Origin of the sequence: Pseudooceanicola aestuarii (assembly GCF_010614805.1) — a bacterium.
GTDB lineage: Bacteria > Pseudomonadota > Alphaproteobacteria > Rhodobacterales > Rhodobacteraceae > Pseudooceanicola > Pseudooceanicola aestuarii.
Genome location: NZ_JAAFZC010000001.1, coordinates 765,074 through 781,101, shown reverse-complemented (window position 1 = coordinate 781,101; position 16,028 = coordinate 765,074). Strand labels below are relative to the sequence as shown.

Here is a 16,028-nt window from a genome sequence, read left to right as displayed (position 1 = left end):
TAGGGACGGTCGGCGCAATGGCCCGACGCTGGCCCGGTTTGACTGCGCCGGCGGCGGATCAGACCAGGACGACCGGCCGTCCGTCGATATGGGTGACGCGAGCGGGGGTGCCGAAGGTCTCGCTCAGCAGGGGGGCGGTGACGACCTCGGCGGGCGAGCCTTCGGCTGCGATGCGGCCGTCCTTCATCACCACCAGCCGATCGGCAAAGGCGGCGGCATAGTTGATGTCGTGGATCACGATCAGGATCGTCTTGCCGTCCTTGTCCGCCATCTCCCGCAGCAGGCGCATCAGGTCGCGGGCGGCGGCGATGTCCAGGTTGTTCAGAGGCTCGTCCAGCAGCAGGTAATCGGTGGATTGGGCAAAGGTCATCGCCGCCAGCGCGCGCTGACGCTGGCCGCCGGAGATCTCGTCCAGGAACCGCGTTTGCAAATCTCCCAGGTCGAATCGCTCCAGCGCCTGGGCCACCAGCGCGCGGTCCTCCGGTCCCGGACGGCCCCGGTGCCAGGGATAGCGGCCGAATTCCACCAGGTCGGCGACCCGCAGGCGGGCGGTGATCTGGGTGCTTTGCGGCATCACGGCCAACCGGCGCGCCATGTCGCGATCCGCGATGCGGGTGATGTCCTGCCCGTCCAGCGTGATCCGGCCGCGCTGCACGTCACGCAGCCGCGCAATCAGCGACAGCAGCGTCGATTTGCCCGCGCCGTTCGGACCGATCATCGCGGTGATCCCTCCGCGCGGCAGGTGCAGGTCTACACCGTTCAGCACGGGCGCGCCCCCCAGGGAATGGTGCAGGTCGGAGACGTCGATCATGCGGCGCGCCTTTTCAGCAGGAGATACAGGAAGGTGGCGCCGCCGATCAGCTCGATCACCACGGTCAGGGGCGTGGCCAGGTGCAGGACACGCTCCATCACCAACTGGCCGCCGACCAGGATGATCGCGCCGGTCAGCGCGGCGGAGGGCAGCAGAATGGCATGGCGGTGGCTGGGCGTCGCCCGGTAGGCAAAGGCGGCGGCGATCAGCCCGAAGAAGCTGGACGGCCCCCCCCCGCCCGAGGCGAAGGGCCCGACCAGCGCCGTGGCGCTGCCCACCAGCACGCAGATCAGCAGCAGTGCCTGGCGTTGCAGCCGTTGGGGTGGTTCGCCCAGGGACTGGGCTGTTTCGCGGCCCAGGGCCAGCACGTCCAGCCGGTGCCGCAATCGCCAGGACAGAACCAGCGCGGGCAGGATGGTCAGCGCCGAGAGGCCCAGCAGCAGCGGCTCCACCTGGGTGAAGCGCGCAAAGGACACCGCCTGCAACAGCTGGTATTCCGAAGGGTCGATCAGCCGCTGCAGGAACTGCGACAGGGCGCTGATCGACATGCCCAGCACGATGCCCGACAGCACCAGCCGCATCATGTCGCGCCGCGCCAACCGCATCAATCCGGTAAAGATCAGCAGCCCCAGCCCCGCCATTGCGCCCAGATTGATCACGAACAGCGCCAGCGCCGACAGCCCGGCATAGCCCGTCACACCGCTGCCGTAGATCATCCCCGTCAGCACAAGGACGTAAAGCGCGTCGAACCCCATGAGGGACGGCGTCAGGATGCGGTTCGCGGTCAGGGTCTGGAACAGCACTGTCGCCACCGCCAGCGCCACGGCAACCAGCAGCAGCGCCGCCAGCTTGGTCGCGCGAAAGGGCAGGATGAAGTCCAGCGGTCCCGTCAACCCCAGGCCCATGTAGCCGGCCGTGCAAACAGCCAGCGCCAGCGCCAGCCAGGCCAGCCGTTGCGCCATCGGGCGCTCCCGCAATCTAGGCACGGCCCGCCCCCCGGTTCAGCAGCACCAGGAAGGTCACAGCCCCGGCAAGCGCCACCATCGTGGCGACGGGCACTTCGTAGGGGGCGATGACGGCCCGGCCCGCGATATCGGCGCCCAGCACCAGGATCGCGCCGGTCAGCGCCGTCAGCGGCAGCGCGCGGCGCAGGTTGTCGCCGGTGCTGCGGGCGATCAGGTTGGGCACCACCAGCCCGACAAAGGGGATGGCCCCCACCGTCACGACCACCATCGCCGTCACCACGGAGATCGCCACCACCCCCGCCGCCGTCACCAACTGGACGTTCAGGCCCAGGCTGCGGGCCGTGTCCTCGCCCAGGGACAGCAGGGTCAGGCGGTCGGCGATAGCCCAGGCCGCCACCGTTGCGGCGGCGGCGAGCCACAGCAATTCGTAGCGCCCGCGCAGGACGCCGGACAATTCGCCGGTCAGCCAGGTGCCCAGGTACTGGATCAGGTCGGTCTGGTAGGCGGCAAAGGTCACGATGGCGCCGATCACCCCGCCGTAGACCAGCGCCACCAGCGGCACCAGCAGCGGATCGGTCGGCGGCAAGCGGCGGATCAGGGCCATCAGCCCCAGGCTGCCCAGCAGCGCCGCGAAGGAGGCCGCCGCCATCTTCACCCAGATCGCCGCGGCGGGGGCCAGCAATGTGGTCAGCAATACGCCCAATGCCGCCGACGATCCGGCACCCGCGGTCATCGGCTCGATGAAACGGTTGCGCGCCAGCACCTGCATGATCTGCCCGGTGACCGCCAGCGCAGCCCCCGCCAGCACCGCCGCCATGGTGCGCGGCAGGCGGCTGATCCACAGCAGGTCACGCGCTTCGGGATCGGTCAGCAGGTCGGCGGGCCGCAGGTCGGACACGCCCAGGAACAGCGACAGGCCTGCCAGCGCGGTCAGGACCGCAAGGCCCGCCAGTCGCATTCACTCTGCTCCCAATGCGGCGGTCAGCTCGTCCAGAGTGCGGTTCAGGGACTGGATGCCGCCCGACGCGATATAGAGTTCGGCCGGGGCCAGGTAGATCACCTTGCCGTTCCGTGCGGCGCGGGTGCCGGCGACCAGCGGATTGTCCAGCGTGGCCTCGGCGGCCTCGGTTCCGCCACCGATGGCGGCGCCCCGGTCGATGATCAGCAGGGTGTCGGGATCGGCTTCGGCGATGAATTCGAACGACACGGCGTCGCCGTGATTGCCCGCGTCCACATCGTCCACCGCCATGTCGAACCCCAGCGTCCGGTGCAGCCAGCCGAACCGGCTGTTGGCGCCGAAGGTCGACAGTTTCGGCCCGTTGGTCATGATGATCAGGGCGCGTCCGCCCTGGTCCGCGACGCGGGGGCGCAGGGCGACCAGCCGGTCGTCCAGCGCGGCGGCCAGCTCTGCCGCCTTGTCCTCGCGCGCCAGCATGGCCCCGAATCCGTGCAGGCGCGCCTTGCCCTCGGCCAGCACCTCGGTGCCGATGCTCATGTCCGCGACCGGGGCGATACGCGACAGCGCGTCGACCTGGGTGGAAGCCCGTGCGCCGACGACGATGACATCGGGGGCCAGGGCGGCGATCGCCTCGAAATCCGGTTCGAAGAAGGATCCCACGCGGGTCGCATCCTCCAGCGCCTCGGGCAGGTAATCGACATAGAGCGGCGCGATAACCCCCGCCGGCATGACACCAAGCGCTGTGATGGAATCCAGCGCGGCGATGTCCAGTACCACGATCCGTTCGGGGACTTCGGGAAGGGTCATTTCACCGCGAGCGGTGTCAAAGGTGACGGGATCGGCCTGCGCCCCGGCGGCGCCCAGAAAGGCAGCGGCAAGGGCGGGAAACAGCGTGCGAAAGGTTGGCATGGCGCGCTCCGTTCTGGGCCGGACGGGCCGGCATGACAGGGGGAGGGGGGGCAGTGGCTGACGCGGCGCGCTGGCTGTATGGCGCCGCAATTAAGGGATTGCCGAAACAGCGTCAAGAAAATAGCCTAGCAAAAACATCAGGAAAAGGTGAGCCGGATGATCGTCTCCACCGCCCGCTTCGAAACCGCCCACGGGCCGAAATATCTACAGCAATTGTGCAAGCATTTCGCCCACAAGGTCGCGGTGAGCCATGATGCAAGCAGCGGCCATGTTGCCCTGCCGCCCGGCCCGGCGCGATTGAACGCCGACGCCACAGGTCTGACGCTGGAGATCAGCGCCGAGGACGACACCGGCCTCGCGCGGGCGAAATACATCATCGAGGACCACCTGAAACGCTTTGCCTTCCGGGAGGAGCCGGGCCCGCTGACCTGGACGATCCGGGAGGGCTGAGCGCCGCAAGCCGTTCCGCCACGCAGGGCGGAGGGGGCTACTGTGCGAAGCTTTGCCGCCAGCGGGCGATAAATCTCTGGCTGCGGGCCTGGTCCATCGCAACCAGCAGCGTCGGCCCCAGCGGGATCGCCACCCGCCGCCCCCGCCGGGTCGCATCCGGGTCCGAGGGGGCGATGATCAGGTTGCTGGCCGCCAGCGCCCGCCGCCCCGCCGGGGATAACATGAAATCCAGCAGGGCGCCGGCGTCGGCCCGGGCGGTGGGTCCGGGCAGGATCGCTGCGCGGGCCAGGGTCAGCACGTAGTCGCGCGGCGTCAGGATGCCCAGCCGGGGATCCGCGGCCGCCTGTTCGGCGGCGTAGGATCCCAGCACGTTGTAGGCCAGCAGATACTCCCCCCGTGCGACCCCGTCGATGATTTCAGCCGAACAGCAGGTCGCCACGGCGCCAGAGCGGGCAAAGGCCTCCATCAGCGCGCCGAAGGTGCTGGCCTCCTGGCTGTCCATGAAAGCGAACAGGAACCCCAGGCCCGAGGTCTCGATGTCATAGGTCGCGACCTTGCCGTCATAGGCGCCGTCCTCGCGCCGTAACAGGTCCAGCAGGTCGAACCGGGTCGCGGGCACGTCGCCGGGCGGCAGCAGGTCGCGATTGTAGACGATTACCGCCGGTTCGCTGGACAGGCCCCAGATCTCGTCGCGCCACCGCAGGCCGGGGGGCAGCGCCTGCGTCGCCTCCGACCGCCAGGGCGCGGCGCAGCCGTCGTTGACCAGCTTGACCATCTGGTGCACGGCGGAGGACAGGACCAGGCCCGCCGCCACTCGGCCCTGGGCGCAATCCTGCGCCGTCAGGGCATACAGGTCGTTGGAGCCCCATTGCTGGTAGTCGATGGCCAACCCGGTCCGGGCGTCCAGAAAGGCGCGGATGGTGGGTGCCAGCACCGAGATATCGGTGGTGGTCCGCAGGGTCAGCCGGCGCGGCGCATCGGGCGGACCGAAGAGGCGCGTCGCCTCTTGCGCGGCCAGGGGCCAGGCCAGCAGCAGCAATGGGAGAAGCAGTAGCGCCGGGACCGCCCGGCCCGGTACGCGCCACCGTTGACGGGCCAGGGGCGCGCGGGACCAGGCGGGGATCATTCCGGCCCCTCCGGAAAGGTCAGGGAGATGCGAAATCCCGTCGCGCGCGTTTCCATCTTCACCGCGCCGCCGTAGGCGCCGGCGACGGATTGCGCGATGGCCAGGCCCAGTCCCGCGCTCTTCCCCGAGGAGGCGGCATCGCGCAGGAACCTGTCTCCCAACCGGGCGCGCAGTTCCGGCGCGGGGCCGGGGCCCGCATCCTCCACCCACAGGGAAACCTGGCCGGCCGTGTGATCGGCGCCGACCCGGACGGGCGGCGCGCCATGAACGAGCGCATTTCCCAGCAGGTTGCGCGCCGCCTCGGTGAGGGAGAAGGCGTCGGCGCGCAGGGGCACGGGGCTGGCGCCGATGTCCAGCCGGATTTCCATGCCGGGCGCCAGCAGCTGGTGATCACCGCTTTCCACCACGTCCAGCGCGATATCGCGCAGGTCCAGAATTTCCCGTCGGGCGGCGTCGATGCGGTGGGCAACCAGCGCGCGGGAGAGCATCTGGTCCAGCAGCCGACCCAGCCCGACACTGCGCTGGTGGATGCGGTCGACCAGCATGTCGCGGCGGGCGAGGTCCGGTTCCTTGGTGGCCAGATCGGCTTGCGCACGCAAGGCCGCGACCGGGGTGCGCAACTGGTGCGCGGTATCCGAGATCAGGCCGCGCATGGTGCCCAGCTGCCGGTCCAGCCGGCCGGTGAACCCGTTCAGCGCCTCCACCAGCCCGGCGATTTCGCGCGGCACAGCGGTGTCCAGCCGGGTCAGATCCTGCGGATCGCGCGCCGCCAGAACAGCGGCCAGCCGATCCAGCGGGCGCAGCGCCCGGCGCACCACCAGCGCCGCCAGCACCAGCACCGCGACCCCGCCGATCGCCAGAACGATCAGTGCGCTGCGCGTGATGTCGCGGGCCAATGCGGTGCGCGCCCGCAGGGTCTGACCCACGATCACCTCGACACTGCCGGAGAAGGTTCGTTCCGCGAAACGCCGCGTTTGCAGGATATAGCGCGCCGGTTCCGCGCCAAACGGCGCATCGTATAGCCGTGGCCTGCCTCGGGCGCGATCCTCGGGCCGGGGCAGGTCGGCATAGCCGGTCAGCACCGTGCCGTCCGGTCCGGCGACCTGGTAGGCGATCCGGTCCTCCGGCGCCAGCGCCAGCAACTCGAAGGCCGAAACCGGCAGATCCACCACTGGCGTCCCGTCGACGATGGACACGCTGTCGGCGATATTGGCCGCCGCCCCGACCAACAGCCGGTCGAAGGCATCCCGCGCCGCCGCGCGGCCATAGGCCAGCGCGGCCAGCGACAGCACGATGCCGCCGATCATCAAAAGACCACCCAGCCCGATCACCATGCGCGCGGTCAGCGACCAGGTCGGCCGCGCCGGCAGGGGCGGGGCCGGATCAGCCATCGGATTCGAGCGCGTAGCCCTGGCCGCGCAGGGTGCGGATCGACACGCCGGCCCCGGTGATCTTGCGCCGCAGCCGCGCAACGTAGAGTTCGATGGCATTCACCCCGACCACCGCGTCCTCGAAGGAATAAAGCCCCTCCAACAGGCGGTCCTTGCTCAGCACCTGGCCGCGGTGGCGCATCAGGAGGCCCAGCAGCGCCAGTTCGCGGCGCGTCAGCTCAAGCCGTTGATCGTTCAGCCGCACCACCCCGCCGACCGGATCATAACGCAGCCCGCCCAGCGTGATCTCGCTGTCGGCATCGGCCTGGGCGCGGCGGGTCATGACGTGCAGCCGGGCCTCCAGCTCCCGCTGGTCGAAGGGTTTGACCAGGTAATCGTCGGCGCCCAGCGAAAAGGCAGACAGCTTGTCGTCCACCGAGATCTGCGCCGTCAGCATCAGCACCGGCATGGCGTGGCCCGCGCCGCGCATCTCCCGCAGCAGGCCGGTGCCCGACCCGTCCGGCAGGTTGATATCCAGCACCACGGCGTCATAGGCCTGCACCGCCAGGTGATCGCGCGCGGCGGCGATGCAATCGGCATGGTCGCAGGCCAGCCCGCTGGCCCGGAACCGGGTCACCGTGGCCTCCGCCAGATCGCGGGCATCCTCTACCAGCAAGATCCGCATCCTGATGCTGTCCTCCCCGACGGGATGTTGTGACAGGTTCGCGACAGGTTCAACCGCTATGGTGCCCGGCACAGGGCCGCAAGGAGAGCGCGCCCGCAGAGGAGGATACCCTATGACATTCAATTTCGTCCGCACGGCGCTGGCCGTCGCGGGGCTGGGCCTTGCCGCCGGTGCCGCACATGCCGAAAGCCACGCGGCCTTTACCCCCGAGAACCCGGAATGCATCGCCCCCGCCAACCCCGGTGGCGGCTGGGATTTCACCTGCCGCCAGGTCGGCAAATCCTTGCAGGACCAGGATCTGATCGCCACGACGATGCAGGTCGTGAACATGGCCGGCGGCGGTGGCGGCGTGGCCTATGCCGAGGTGGTGAACAAGCGCGGTGACGACGACGACCTGATCGTTGCCGCGTCCTCTGCCACCGCGACGCGGCTGGCCCAGGGCGCGTTCCCCGGAAACACCATGGACCAGGTGCGCTGGCTGGCGGCCATCGGCGCCGATTACGGCGTGATCGCCGTCTCTGCCGAAAGCGAGGTCGAAACCCTGCCGGAGTTGCTGGACCAGATCAAGGCAGACCCCACCTCCGTCTCCGTGGCCGGCGGCTCTGCCGTGGGGGGCTGGGATCACCTGAAAGTCCTGATCGCGGCCAATGCCTACGGGATCGAGGACGTGCGCAAGGTCAAGTACATCGCCTTTGACGGCGGCGGCGAGGCGGTCACCCAGCTGCTGGCAGGGTCCGTCCAGGCCTTCACCGGCGATATCTCCGAGGCCAAGGGCTTTGTCGATTCCGGTGATATCAAGGTGATCGCGGTGCTGGCGCCCGACCGCCTCCCCGGCGAATTCGCCGATTTCCCCACCGCCCGCGAACAGGGCGTGGACGCCATCGGTGCCAATTGGCGCGGGTTCTACGCGCCGGGCGGCATGTCCGACGCCGCCTACGAGGGCTGGGTGTCGAAGCTGGGCGATCTCTATGCCTCCGACGCGTGGAAAGAGATCATGGCCAACAACGGCCTGGCGCCGCTGGACCTGCAAGGCGCGGCCTTCGAGGGTTTCGTGGCCGAATCCGTGGCACAGATCCAGTCCATTTCGAAGGAAATCGGGATCATCAAATGATCCCGTGACCGCGCGGGCCACTTGCAGCTGACCGCCTGCGCACTTCCGGGCCCGGAGACACCTCCGGGCCCGGCTTTTCAAGGGGGAGACATCATGAGCGACCGCATATTCGGAGCCTTCGGGCTTCTCCTGGCGATCTTCTTCGCCTGGGCCACCCTTCAGATCGAGGAGAGTTTCCTCTCTGACGCCGTCGGGCCCAAGACATTCCCGCTGATCATCGCGACCATCCTGGGCCTGGCCTCGGTGGCGATCATCCTGCGCCCGGACGCCGATCCGCGCTGGCCGGCAACGGCCCGCCTGCTGGAAATCGCGGCGGCCGTGGTGGTGATGATCCTCTACGCGCAGTTCCTGCCCGAGGTCGGCTTTGTCCTGGCGACAGCCGTGGCCGCCGCCTACCTGACCTGGCGACTGGGCACCGGACCGCTGCAATCGCTGCTGGTAGGGGTCTGCACCTCGGTCGGCATCTACGTCATCTTTCACCTGATCCTGGGATTGTCGCTGGCGCGCGGTCCCTGGGGTTTCTGAGCGCGGAGGCTTCTCATGGACATGATGTCATCTCTGGCCGATGGCTTTGCCATCGCGCTGACCTGGCAGAACCTGGGCCTGGCGATCCTGGGCTGTTTCCTGGGCACGATCATGGGCGCGCTGCCCGGACTGGGCCCGTCGAACGGCGTGGCGATCCTGATCCCGCTGGCCTTTACCATGGGATTGGCCGCCACGCCCTCGCTGATCCTGCTGACCTCGGTCTACTACGGGGCGATGTACGGGGGGCGGATCTCGTCGATCCTGTTGAACATCCCCGGCGATGAACCGGCGATGATGACCTGCCTGGACGGCTATCCCATGGCGCAGAAGGGCATGGCCGGGCAGGCGCTGTCCCTGTCGGGCGTGGCGTCCTTTGTCGGGGCGTTCCTGGCCACCTGGGGGCTGATCTTCCTGGCGCCACAGCTGGTGAAATTCGCCCTGCTGTTCGGCCCGGCGGAATATTTCGCGCTGTTCGCGCTGGCTTTTGCCACACTGGGCGGCGTGTCCTCCACCAACCAGGCGAAATCGGCCTTTGCCGCGATGCTGGGGCTGGGGCTGGCGGTGATCGGGGTGGACACCCAGACCGGCGTGCCGCGCCTGACCTTCGGAGAGGTGCACCTGTACGACGGGATCGACTTCCTGGTGGCGATCGTCGGACTTTTCGCCCTGTCGGAGGTGTTCATCTTTCTCGAACATCGCCATGGCAGCGCCGACGCCCAGGGCCGCAAGATCGAGGTCGGGCGCCTGACGCCATCCTGGTCGATGCTGAAGGCCTGTACACCGACGATGCTGCGGTCCTCGGGGCTGGGGTTCCTGGCCGGGGTGCTGCCGGGCGCGGGGGCTTCTCTTGGGTCTTTCATCTCCTATTCCATGGAGAAGAAGCTGGTGGACCGGGACGGCACCTTCGGCACCGGTGACCCCCGAGGGGTCGCCGCGCCCGAGGCCGGCAACAACGCCGCCGCCGGGGGCGCGCTGGTGCCCATGCTCAGCCTCGGAGTGCCGGGGTCGGGCACGACGGCGGTGCTGCTGGCGGTGTTGCTGTCACTGAACATCACCCCCGGCCCGCTGCTGTTCGCCAACAACCCGGATGTGGTCTGGGGCCTGATCGCGGCGCTGTTCATCGCCAACTTCATGCTGTTGGCGATGAACATCCCGATGGTCGGCCTGTTCACCCGCGTGCTGATGGTCCCGCCGCGCATCCTGATGCCGGTTGTGGCGATGGTCAGCTTCGTCGGGATCTACGGTATCTCCGGCTCCAGCTTCGACCTTCTGGTGATGATCGGGTTCGGCGTCGCGGGCTGGGTGCTGCGCAAGCTGGATGTGCCGCTGGTGCCGATCATCCTGGGCACGTTGCTGGGCAACACGATGGAGAACAACCTGCGCCGCGCCGTCACGATCTCCAACGGGGATTACTGGACGCTGGTCGGCAGCCCGCTGGCCATCGGCCTGTGGACGGTGGCAATCGTGGGCTTTGTCCTGCCGCTGTTCATCGGCCGCATCGTCAAGGCCCGCATGCGCCGCGACGCCGAAAGCGCGACCCGCGACTGACCCTTCGCCCCTGATCGCAGAACAGACCGCCCCCGCAGGATGCTGCGGGGGCGGTTCGGGTTTGGGGGGCGCCGGGTGCAGGGCGCCAGGTTACAGGGCGCGGCACCGCGTTGGCGTCAGAGTTGGCGCGCGCGGGGCGGGGCCTGGGCCCTCACCTCACCCGACCTCCCCCCGCCGGGCAACGGCGGCGCGTCGCAGGAGGGCGGCGTCCAGGTCGATGGCGGCGAAAAGGGCTCCGGCGTCCAGGGCGCGGGACATGAAGTCACGGTCCAGGGACAGGATGCCGGCCGGTTTTCCGGCGGCGGTGATGCGGCGCAGGGCGTCAAGAACGGCCTCCTGAACCTTCGGGTGGCCGGTCTGGCCGGTCAACCCCATGGAGGCCGAGAGGTCAGCCGGGCCGACAAAGATACCGTCGACACCGGGCACCTTGGCGATCTCCTCGATCCGGGCCGTGGCCTCCACGCTTTCGACCTGGACCAGGACGCAGGTTTCCTGTGCGGCGCGGGCGATGTAATCGGTCACGGCACCGTAGCGGCTGGCGCGGGTGGCCCCGGCCACGCCCCGGCTGCCGTTGGGCGGGTAATGCGCGGCGGCGACGGCGGCGCGGGCCTCCTGCGCATTCTGCACATAGGGGACCATGATCGTCTGGGCGCCGCAATCCAGCACCCGCTTGATCTCCACCGGGTCGTTCCAGCCGACGCGGACAATGGTCGACACCGGGTAGGGCGCGGCGGCCTGCATGAGCGGCTGGGTGCCGGCCGCGTCGTTGGGCGCGTGTTCGGTGTCCAGCAGCAGCCAGTCATAGCCGCAGCCCGCCAGCAATTCGACCACGCCGGGATCGGGCAGGGTGCACCACATCCCGACCTGGCGCTGCCCTGCCGCCAGCGCGGCCTTGAAGGCGTTCTTCGGCATGTCCATTCTCAATCCTTCCGGTTCAGCTGACAGATACGGCGCACGGCGGCGGCGTAGCCTTCGATTCCCAGCCCGGCGATCACCCCGTCGGCGCGCTGCGCGACAAAGGAATGGTGGCGGAAGGCCTCCCTTCGGTGGACCTGGCTGATATGGACCTCCATCACCGGCCCCTCGAACGTGTTCAGCGCGTCCAGGATGGCGACGGAGGTATGGGTATAGGCGGCGGCGTTGATCACGATGCCCGAAGCGTCCTGCCGGGCCTCGTGAATCCAGTCGATCAACTGGCCTTCGTGGTTGGACTGGCGCTGCACGATCTCCACCCCGCCCGCGGCCTGGCGGCACAGGGTCGCCACATCGTCCAGCGTGTCGTGCCCGTAGATCTCGGGCTGGCGCTTGCCCAGCAGGTTCAGGTTCGGTCCGTTCAGGATATGGATCGGTTTCATGGTGCCCCCGTTCTGCCGCGTGGTGACTGTAACGTCCTGCGATGGCACGGCAAGTCCAGCTTTGGCTTGGCCTTCGGGGCGAAGGCCGCTACCTCTGGTGCGGGGCGCCCGGCAGGCGGCGCGCGACAGCAGGAGGCGAGCCATGAAATGTGTATTCGTTCAGATCCGGTGCAAGCCCGGCACGGGCTATGACGTGGCCGCGCAGATCGTCCTGCGGGAGATCCATTCAGAGCTGTATTCCACCAGCGGCGAATATGACCTGCTGCTGAAGATGTATGTCCCCGAGACGGAGGATATCGGCCTCTACATCAACGAGAACCTCCTGAAGATCGACGGGATCGAGCGGACCTTGACCACCCTGACCTTCAAGGCGTTCTGAGCCGCCCGCCATTCAGCTTGCCATTCAGCCCGCGGGCAGGCCGGCGGCATATTCGATCGGCCTGCCGTGCGGCGTCGCCGCTGCCGCGCGTTGCCAGGTGGCGGCGGCTTCGGAGATGCGGGCCGGATCTGTGACGGCGCGGGCGGTCAGCAGCTCTTCGGTGGCGGCGAGCCAGGCGTGGAAATAGGCGCGGGCGTGGTCCTCCGGGCAGGCGCCCTTCGCGGGATGGCGGGACAGCTGGGCCGACAGCGTCGCCGCCCAGTCCGTCCAGCTGAACGTGCCCGCCTGGTGCAGGGCCACCGTCACTGCGAAGGCGCGCGCCTGCCAGGGTTCGAAGAACACCGGTTCGCCGCCCGCGTCGCGTGGCAGGCCGGGGGTGTCGATGGGGTGGTCAGAGGCGGTCAAGATAGGGCTCCCATGCGTCGATGCGGATCGTGTCGCCGGCGCGGGCCTCGGTGCCGAACAGGATCTGCGCATCAAAGGCCACGGTATATAGCCAATGCGCCACATCAAGATCGCCCCGCGCGCTGGCATCGGGAAAGACATGATAGCCGCGCACCGCGTCGATCCGGCCGGATTTCTCACGTGCATATGCGGGCAGGCGGATATGACCGCGCGGTTGCAGATTGCGGGTGCGCACCGTGTCGCCGACGTCAAAGGCCGGGCGGCTGTCGCCGGGATCGCGATCCGCCGGGCCGCCGCGCGCCAGCATCGGCGCCACCTGGTCGGGGCGCAACGTGCGGTCGGCCAGAGGGGCGGGCGCGTCGGCATGACCGCGATCCAGCTCTGCCTGGGTGACCATGCCGTGGGTCTTCAGAAGATCCTCCAGCGCGTGCAGCCACAGGGCATAATAGCTGAGGCTGTGATATTGCGCCGGGTCACGATTCTCGCGGGCATGGCGGGATTCGTCGATGCTCCAGGCGCCATGTGCGCCGGCGGCGAGGGTCACGCCCAGGGCGCGCCGCTCCCAGGGGGCATGAAACAGCGGTTCGTCCCGCTCTGGCGCGATGGGGCCGAAGCCGTCGCGCCCGCCCAGATCCTGCGGGCCGTTCATGCAGCCCCCGGGGCCAGGGCCAGCCCGGTCCCGATCATGCTGTCGCGGGTGACCAGATCGGCCAGCGCCGCTTCGTCCAGATCTTCGGTGCCCTCGGGGCGGGCGGGGATCACCAGATAGCGGACCTCCGCCGTGCTGTCCCAGACATGGACCTGCGCGCCCTCGGGCAGGGTGACGCCGAATTCCGTCAGCACCCCGCGCGGGTCCTTCACCGCGCGGGCGCGGTAGGGCGCGGATTTGTACCAGACGGGTGGCAGGCCCAGAACGCTCCACGGGTAGCAGGAGCACAGGGTGCAGACGACCATGTTGTGATCGCGCGGCCCGTTGAACACCGCGACCATGTGTTCGCCCTGCCGTCCCGTGAAGCCCATCGCGGCAATCGCCGCCGTCGCATCCCGGCGCAGCCAGTTGGCGAAATCGGGATCCGTCCAGGCGCGGGCCACCACCTGGGCGCCGTTGCGGGGGCCGACGCGGGTCTCGTAGGTCTCGACGATGGCGTCGATGGCGGCGGGGTCCAGCAGGCCCTTTTCCGTCAGCACGGTTTCCAGCGCCATGACGCGGGCGGTCATGTCGTCCAGGTGGCTGTGATCGCCGGGATCGTGATCATGCGGCAAGGCTCAGCCCTCCGCCTTGGCGCGGCGCCTGGCGGCATGAAGCAACGGTTCCGTATAGCCCGACGGCTGGTCAACCCCGCCGAAGATCAGATCGCGCGCTGCGTGAAAGGCGACGCCGTCGAACTTTGGTGCCATCGGGCGATAGGCCGGATCGCCGGCATTCTGGGCGTCCACCTTGGGTGCCATGCGGCGCAGCGCGGCGTCCACCTGGTCGCCGGTACAGATGCCGTGCAGCATCCAGTTCGCGAGGTATTGCGAGGAAATCCGCAGTGTGGCGCGATCCTCCATCAGGCCGACATCGTTGATGTCCGGCACCTTGGAGCAGCCGATTCCCTGGTCGACCCAGCGGACCACGTAGCCCAGGATCGATTGGCAGGCGTTGTCCAGCTCCCGCTGGATGTCCTCTTCGCTCAGGTTGCGGCCATGCATGATCGGCGGGGTCAGAAGCGCGGATTGCGCGGCATGTTCGCGCGATTTCATCTCGTCCTGAACCGCATGGACGTTAACCTGATGGTAATGGGTGGCGTGCAATGTGGCGGCGGTGGGGGATGGCACCCAGGCCGTGTTGGCACCCGCGCGGGGGTGGCCGATCTTGACCTCCAGCATTTCCGCCATGGCGTCGGGCTTGGCCCACATGCCCTTGCCGATCTGCGCCTGGCCCTGAAGCCCGGCGGCCAGCCCGGCGTCGACATTGCCGTCTTCGTAGGCGCGCAACCAGGGGGTGCCCTGCATCTCCGCCTTTGGGATGACCGGCCCGGCCTGCATGGAAGTATGGATCTCATCCCCGGTGCGATCCAGGAACCCGGTATTGATGAAGACGCAGCGGTTCCTGACCGCTGCGATACAGGCCAGCAGGTTGACGGAGGTGCGTCGTTCCTCGTCCATCACGCCCAGTTTCACGGTGTTGGCGGGCAGACCCAGGATCTGTTCAACCCGCCCGTATAGAGTATCGGCAAAGGCGACCTCTTCGGGACCGTGCATCTTGGGCTTGACCACATAGACCGATCCGGCGCGGGAATTGCGCGGGCCGTCGGCCTTCTTCAGATCATGCATGGCGCAGGCCACGGTGATCAGCGCGTCCAGCATGCCCTCCGGGATCTCCTGCCCGTCCAGCGTGACCGCATCGGTGGTCATCAGGTGGCCGACATTGCGCACCAGCAGCACCGCCCGGCCGGGATGCGTGGCGGCGCTGCCGTCGGGCGCGCGGTAGGTCACATCGCCGTTCAGGCGCCGGGTCATGCTGCGGCCACCCTTTTCAAACGTCTCCGCCAGATCGCCGGTCATCAGGCCCAGCCAATTGGCATAGACCTCGCATTTGTCGGCGGCATCGACGGCGGCGACGGAATCCTCGCAATCCTGAATGGCGGTCAGCGCGCTTTCCAGCACCACATCGGCAATGCCCGCCGGATCGTCCGCCCCGATGGTCGAGGCGCGGTCGACCACAATGCGGATCAGCAGACCGTTGGCCCGCAGGAAGATGTCGCCGTCATCGGTGAAGCCCGCGAACTGCGTGGGATCGGAGAGGCCGGTTTCACCCTGCGCCGTGGCCATGAAGACCATGCCGTCGCGAACCCGCATCCCCGTGACATCGGCCCAGCCGCCACCGGCCAGGGGCGCCACCGCGTCCAGATGGGCGCGGGCGCGTTCGATCACCTTGGCGCCGCGCGCGGGATCATAGCCGCCAGGCGCGGGCGTGCCGGGGATGGCGTCCGTGCCATACAGCGCATCATACAGTGACCCCCACCGCGCATTCGCCGCGTTCAGGGCGAACCGCGCGTTCATCACCGGCACCACCAGCTGGGGCCCGGCCAGGGTGGCAATCTCGGGATCGACCTGCGTGACCTCCACCCGGAACGGCTTTGGCGGGTCCACCAGATAACCGATCTCCTTCAGGAAGGCGCGATATTCGTCGCCGTCGATCTCCTGACCGCGGCGGGCCGTGTGCCAGGCGTCGATCTGCGCCTGAAGATCGGCGCGGCGCTGCAACAGGCGGGCGTTCTCGGGCATCAGGTCGCGCAGCAGGCTGGCGAAACCGGACCAGAAGTCGTCGGCGCTGATGCCGGTCAGGATCCGATCCTCGACCAGGCGGACCAGCGGTTCGGCGACGGTCAATCCGTGGCGGTCAAGTGTGGCGGTCATTGGGGGTTCCTTCTGGCTGGTCGGTGGTG

At 68.6% G+C, this 16,028-nt stretch carries 18 protein-coding genes; 5 read left to right on the top strand and 13 right to left on the bottom strand.

Annotation, left to right across the window (positions count from 1 at the left end; genetic code table 11):
* Positions 1–58: 58 nt before the first annotated feature.
* From G5A46_RS03655 to G5A46_RS03640, 4 genes are read right to left on the bottom strand one after another with little or no spacing between them, the layout of a single operon-like run.
* Positions 59–811, bottom strand: coding sequence for an iron ABC transporter ATP-binding protein (locus G5A46_RS03655; protein ID WP_163847402.1), 753 nt, complete (start codon positions 809–811; stop codon positions 59–61).
* On the bottom strand, positions 808–1,773 hold the full coding sequence (locus G5A46_RS03650; protein ID WP_163847400.1) for an iron chelate uptake ABC transporter family permease subunit: 966 nt from the start codon (positions 1,771–1,773) through the stop codon (positions 808–810). Before G5A46_RS03650 ends, G5A46_RS03655 begins: the two co-directional genes overlap by 4 nt.
* Positions 1,774–1,789: 16 nt before the next feature.
* The gene (locus tag G5A46_RS03645; RefSeq protein WP_163847398.1) at positions 1,790–2,734 is read right to left on the bottom strand and encodes an ABC transporter permease; all 945 of its coding nucleotides are present in this window, start codon (positions 2,732–2,734) and stop codon (positions 1,790–1,792) included.
* A complete protein-coding gene (locus G5A46_RS03640; RefSeq protein WP_163847396.1) occupies positions 2,735–3,643 on the bottom strand; it encodes a siderophore ABC transporter substrate-binding protein in 909 nt (302 codons plus the stop codon).
* A gap of 156 nt (positions 3,644–3,799) precedes the next feature.
* On the opposite strand from G5A46_RS03640, the gene G5A46_RS03635 reads away from it, so the two are divergent.
* On the top strand, positions 3,800–4,093 hold the full coding sequence (locus G5A46_RS03635; RefSeq protein WP_204318739.1) for a DUF2218 domain-containing protein: 294 nt from the start codon (positions 3,800–3,802) through the stop codon (positions 4,091–4,093).
* Positions 4,094–4,130: 37 nt separating this feature from the next.
* Here the strand turns inward: G5A46_RS03635 and G5A46_RS03630 are convergent, their stop codons facing one another.
* Genes G5A46_RS03630 through G5A46_RS03620 form a run of 3 tightly spaced genes read right to left on the bottom strand, consistent with a single transcriptional unit; the run spans position 4,131 to position 7,274 of the window.
* On the bottom strand, positions 4,131–5,219 hold the full coding sequence (locus G5A46_RS03630) for an ABC transporter substrate-binding protein (RefSeq protein WP_163847394.1): 1,089 nt from the start codon (positions 5,217–5,219) through the stop codon (positions 4,131–4,133).
* Positions 5,216–6,610, bottom strand: a complete 1,395-nt coding sequence (locus G5A46_RS03625) for a sensor histidine kinase (protein WP_163847393.1) — start codon at positions 6,608–6,610, stop codon at positions 5,216–5,218. Before G5A46_RS03625 ends, G5A46_RS03630 begins: the two co-directional genes overlap by 4 nt.
* Positions 6,603–7,274, bottom strand: a complete 672-nt coding sequence (locus G5A46_RS03620; RefSeq protein ID WP_163847391.1) for a response regulator transcription factor — start codon at positions 7,272–7,274, stop codon at positions 6,603–6,605. Before G5A46_RS03620 ends, G5A46_RS03625 begins: the two co-directional genes overlap by 8 nt.
* A 112-nt stretch (positions 7,275–7,386) precedes the next feature.
* On the opposite strand from G5A46_RS03620, the gene G5A46_RS03615 reads away from it, so the two are divergent.
* The 3 genes from G5A46_RS03615 (at position 7,387) to G5A46_RS03605 (ending at position 10,458) form a co-directional block, all read left to right on the top strand.
* Complete coding sequence (locus G5A46_RS03615) at positions 7,387–8,385, top strand: Bug family tripartite tricarboxylate transporter substrate binding protein (RefSeq protein ID WP_163847389.1); 999 nt, start codon at positions 7,387–7,389, stop codon at positions 8,383–8,385.
* 93 nt (positions 8,386–8,478) lie between these two features.
* On the top strand, positions 8,479–8,910 hold the full coding sequence (locus G5A46_RS03610) for a tripartite tricarboxylate transporter TctB family protein (RefSeq protein ID WP_163847387.1): 432 nt from the start codon (positions 8,479–8,481) through the stop codon (positions 8,908–8,910).
* Between the two features lie 15 nt (positions 8,911–8,925).
* Positions 8,926–10,458 carry a tripartite tricarboxylate transporter permease gene (locus G5A46_RS03605; RefSeq protein ID WP_163847386.1) on the top strand — a complete coding sequence of 511 codons (1,533 nt, stop codon included), beginning with the start codon at positions 8,926–8,928 and terminating at the stop codon, positions 10,456–10,458.
* A gap of 156 nt (positions 10,459–10,614) precedes the next feature.
* Here the strand turns inward: G5A46_RS03605 and G5A46_RS03600 are convergent, their stop codons facing one another.
* Together G5A46_RS03600 and aroQ are read right to left on the bottom strand one after the other, a co-directional pair.
* Complete coding sequence (locus G5A46_RS03600) at positions 10,615–11,376, bottom strand: HpcH/HpaI aldolase family protein (RefSeq protein WP_163847384.1); 762 nt, start codon at positions 11,374–11,376, stop codon at positions 10,615–10,617.
* A gap of 2 nt (positions 11,377–11,378) precedes the next feature.
* Positions 11,379–11,813, bottom strand: coding sequence for a type II 3-dehydroquinate dehydratase (gene aroQ / locus G5A46_RS03595; protein WP_163847382.1), 435 nt, complete (start codon positions 11,811–11,813; stop codon positions 11,379–11,381).
* Positions 11,814–11,955: 142 nt separating this feature from the next.
* Between aroQ and G5A46_RS03590 the strand changes: the two genes are divergently transcribed.
* Positions 11,956–12,192: an Lrp/AsnC ligand binding domain-containing protein gene (locus G5A46_RS03590; protein WP_163847381.1), complete on the top strand. Its 237-nt coding sequence runs from the start codon at positions 11,956–11,958 to the stop codon at positions 12,190–12,192.
* Between the two features lie 24 nt (positions 12,193–12,216).
* Here the strand turns inward: G5A46_RS03590 and G5A46_RS03585 are convergent, their stop codons facing one another.
* From G5A46_RS03585 to G5A46_RS03570, 4 genes are read right to left on the bottom strand one after another with little or no spacing between them, the layout of a single operon-like run.
* Complete coding sequence (locus G5A46_RS03585; protein ID WP_239520603.1) at positions 12,217–12,597, bottom strand: nitrile hydratase accessory protein; 381 nt, start codon at positions 12,595–12,597, stop codon at positions 12,217–12,219.
* The gene (gene nthB / locus G5A46_RS03580) at positions 12,584–13,246 is read right to left on the bottom strand and encodes a nitrile hydratase subunit beta (RefSeq protein ID WP_163847379.1); all 663 of its coding nucleotides are present in this window, start codon (positions 13,244–13,246) and stop codon (positions 12,584–12,586) included. The genes G5A46_RS03585 and nthB overlap by 14 nt, the downstream gene beginning before the upstream one ends.
* The gene (nthA, locus tag G5A46_RS03575) at positions 13,243–13,860 is read right to left on the bottom strand and encodes a nitrile hydratase subunit alpha (protein ID WP_420821345.1); all 618 of its coding nucleotides are present in this window, start codon (positions 13,858–13,860) and stop codon (positions 13,243–13,245) included. The genes nthB and nthA overlap by 4 nt, the downstream gene beginning before the upstream one ends.
* 3 nt (positions 13,861–13,863) lie before the next feature.
* The gene (locus G5A46_RS03570) at positions 13,864–15,999 is read right to left on the bottom strand and encodes a malate synthase G (protein ID WP_163847378.1); all 2,136 of its coding nucleotides are present in this window, start codon (positions 15,997–15,999) and stop codon (positions 13,864–13,866) included.
* Positions 16,000–16,028: the final 29 nt, after the last annotated feature.

Coding starts and splice junctions, on each gene's coding strand:
- G5A46_RS03655 (WP_163847402.1), bottom strand. CDS start 811: ATGATCGACGTCTCCGACCTGCACCATTCCCTGGGGGGCGCGCCCGTG.
- G5A46_RS03650 (WP_163847400.1), bottom strand. CDS start 1,773: ATGGCGCAACGGCTGGCCTGGCTGGCGCTGGCGCTGGCTGTTTGCACG.
- G5A46_RS03645 (WP_163847398.1), bottom strand. CDS start 2,734: ATGCGACTGGCGGGCCTTGCGGTCCTGACCGCGCTGGCAGGCCTGTCG.
- G5A46_RS03640 (WP_163847396.1), bottom strand. CDS start 3,643: ATGCCAACCTTTCGCACGCTGTTTCCCGCCCTTGCCGCTGCCTTTCTG.
- G5A46_RS03635 (WP_204318739.1), top strand. CDS start 3,800: ATGATCGTCTCCACCGCCCGCTTCGAAACCGCCCACGGGCCGAAATAT.
- G5A46_RS03630 (WP_163847394.1), bottom strand. CDS start 5,219: ATGATCCCCGCCTGGTCCCGCGCGCCCCTGGCCCGTCAACGGTGGCGC.
- G5A46_RS03625 (WP_163847393.1), bottom strand. CDS start 6,610: ATGGCTGATCCGGCCCCGCCCCTGCCGGCGCGGCCGACCTGGTCGCTG.
- G5A46_RS03620 (WP_163847391.1), bottom strand. CDS start 7,274: ATGCGGATCTTGCTGGTAGAGGATGCCCGCGATCTGGCGGAGGCCACG.
- G5A46_RS03615 (WP_163847389.1), top strand. CDS start 7,387: ATGACATTCAATTTCGTCCGCACGGCGCTGGCCGTCGCGGGGCTGGGC.
- G5A46_RS03610 (WP_163847387.1), top strand. CDS start 8,479: ATGAGCGACCGCATATTCGGAGCCTTCGGGCTTCTCCTGGCGATCTTC.
- G5A46_RS03605 (WP_163847386.1), top strand. CDS start 8,926: ATGGACATGATGTCATCTCTGGCCGATGGCTTTGCCATCGCGCTGACC.
- G5A46_RS03600 (WP_163847384.1), bottom strand. CDS start 11,376: ATGGACATGCCGAAGAACGCCTTCAAGGCCGCGCTGGCGGCAGGGCAG.
- aroQ (WP_163847382.1), bottom strand. CDS start 11,813: ATGAAACCGATCCATATCCTGAACGGACCGAACCTGAACCTGCTGGGC.
- G5A46_RS03590 (WP_163847381.1), top strand. CDS start 11,956: ATGAAATGTGTATTCGTTCAGATCCGGTGCAAGCCCGGCACGGGCTAT.
- nthB (WP_163847379.1), bottom strand. CDS start 13,246: ATGAACGGCCCGCAGGATCTGGGCGGGCGCGACGGCTTCGGCCCCATC.
- G5A46_RS03570 (WP_163847378.1), bottom strand. CDS start 15,999: ATGACCGCCACACTTGACCGCCACGGATTGACCGTCGCCGAACCGCTG.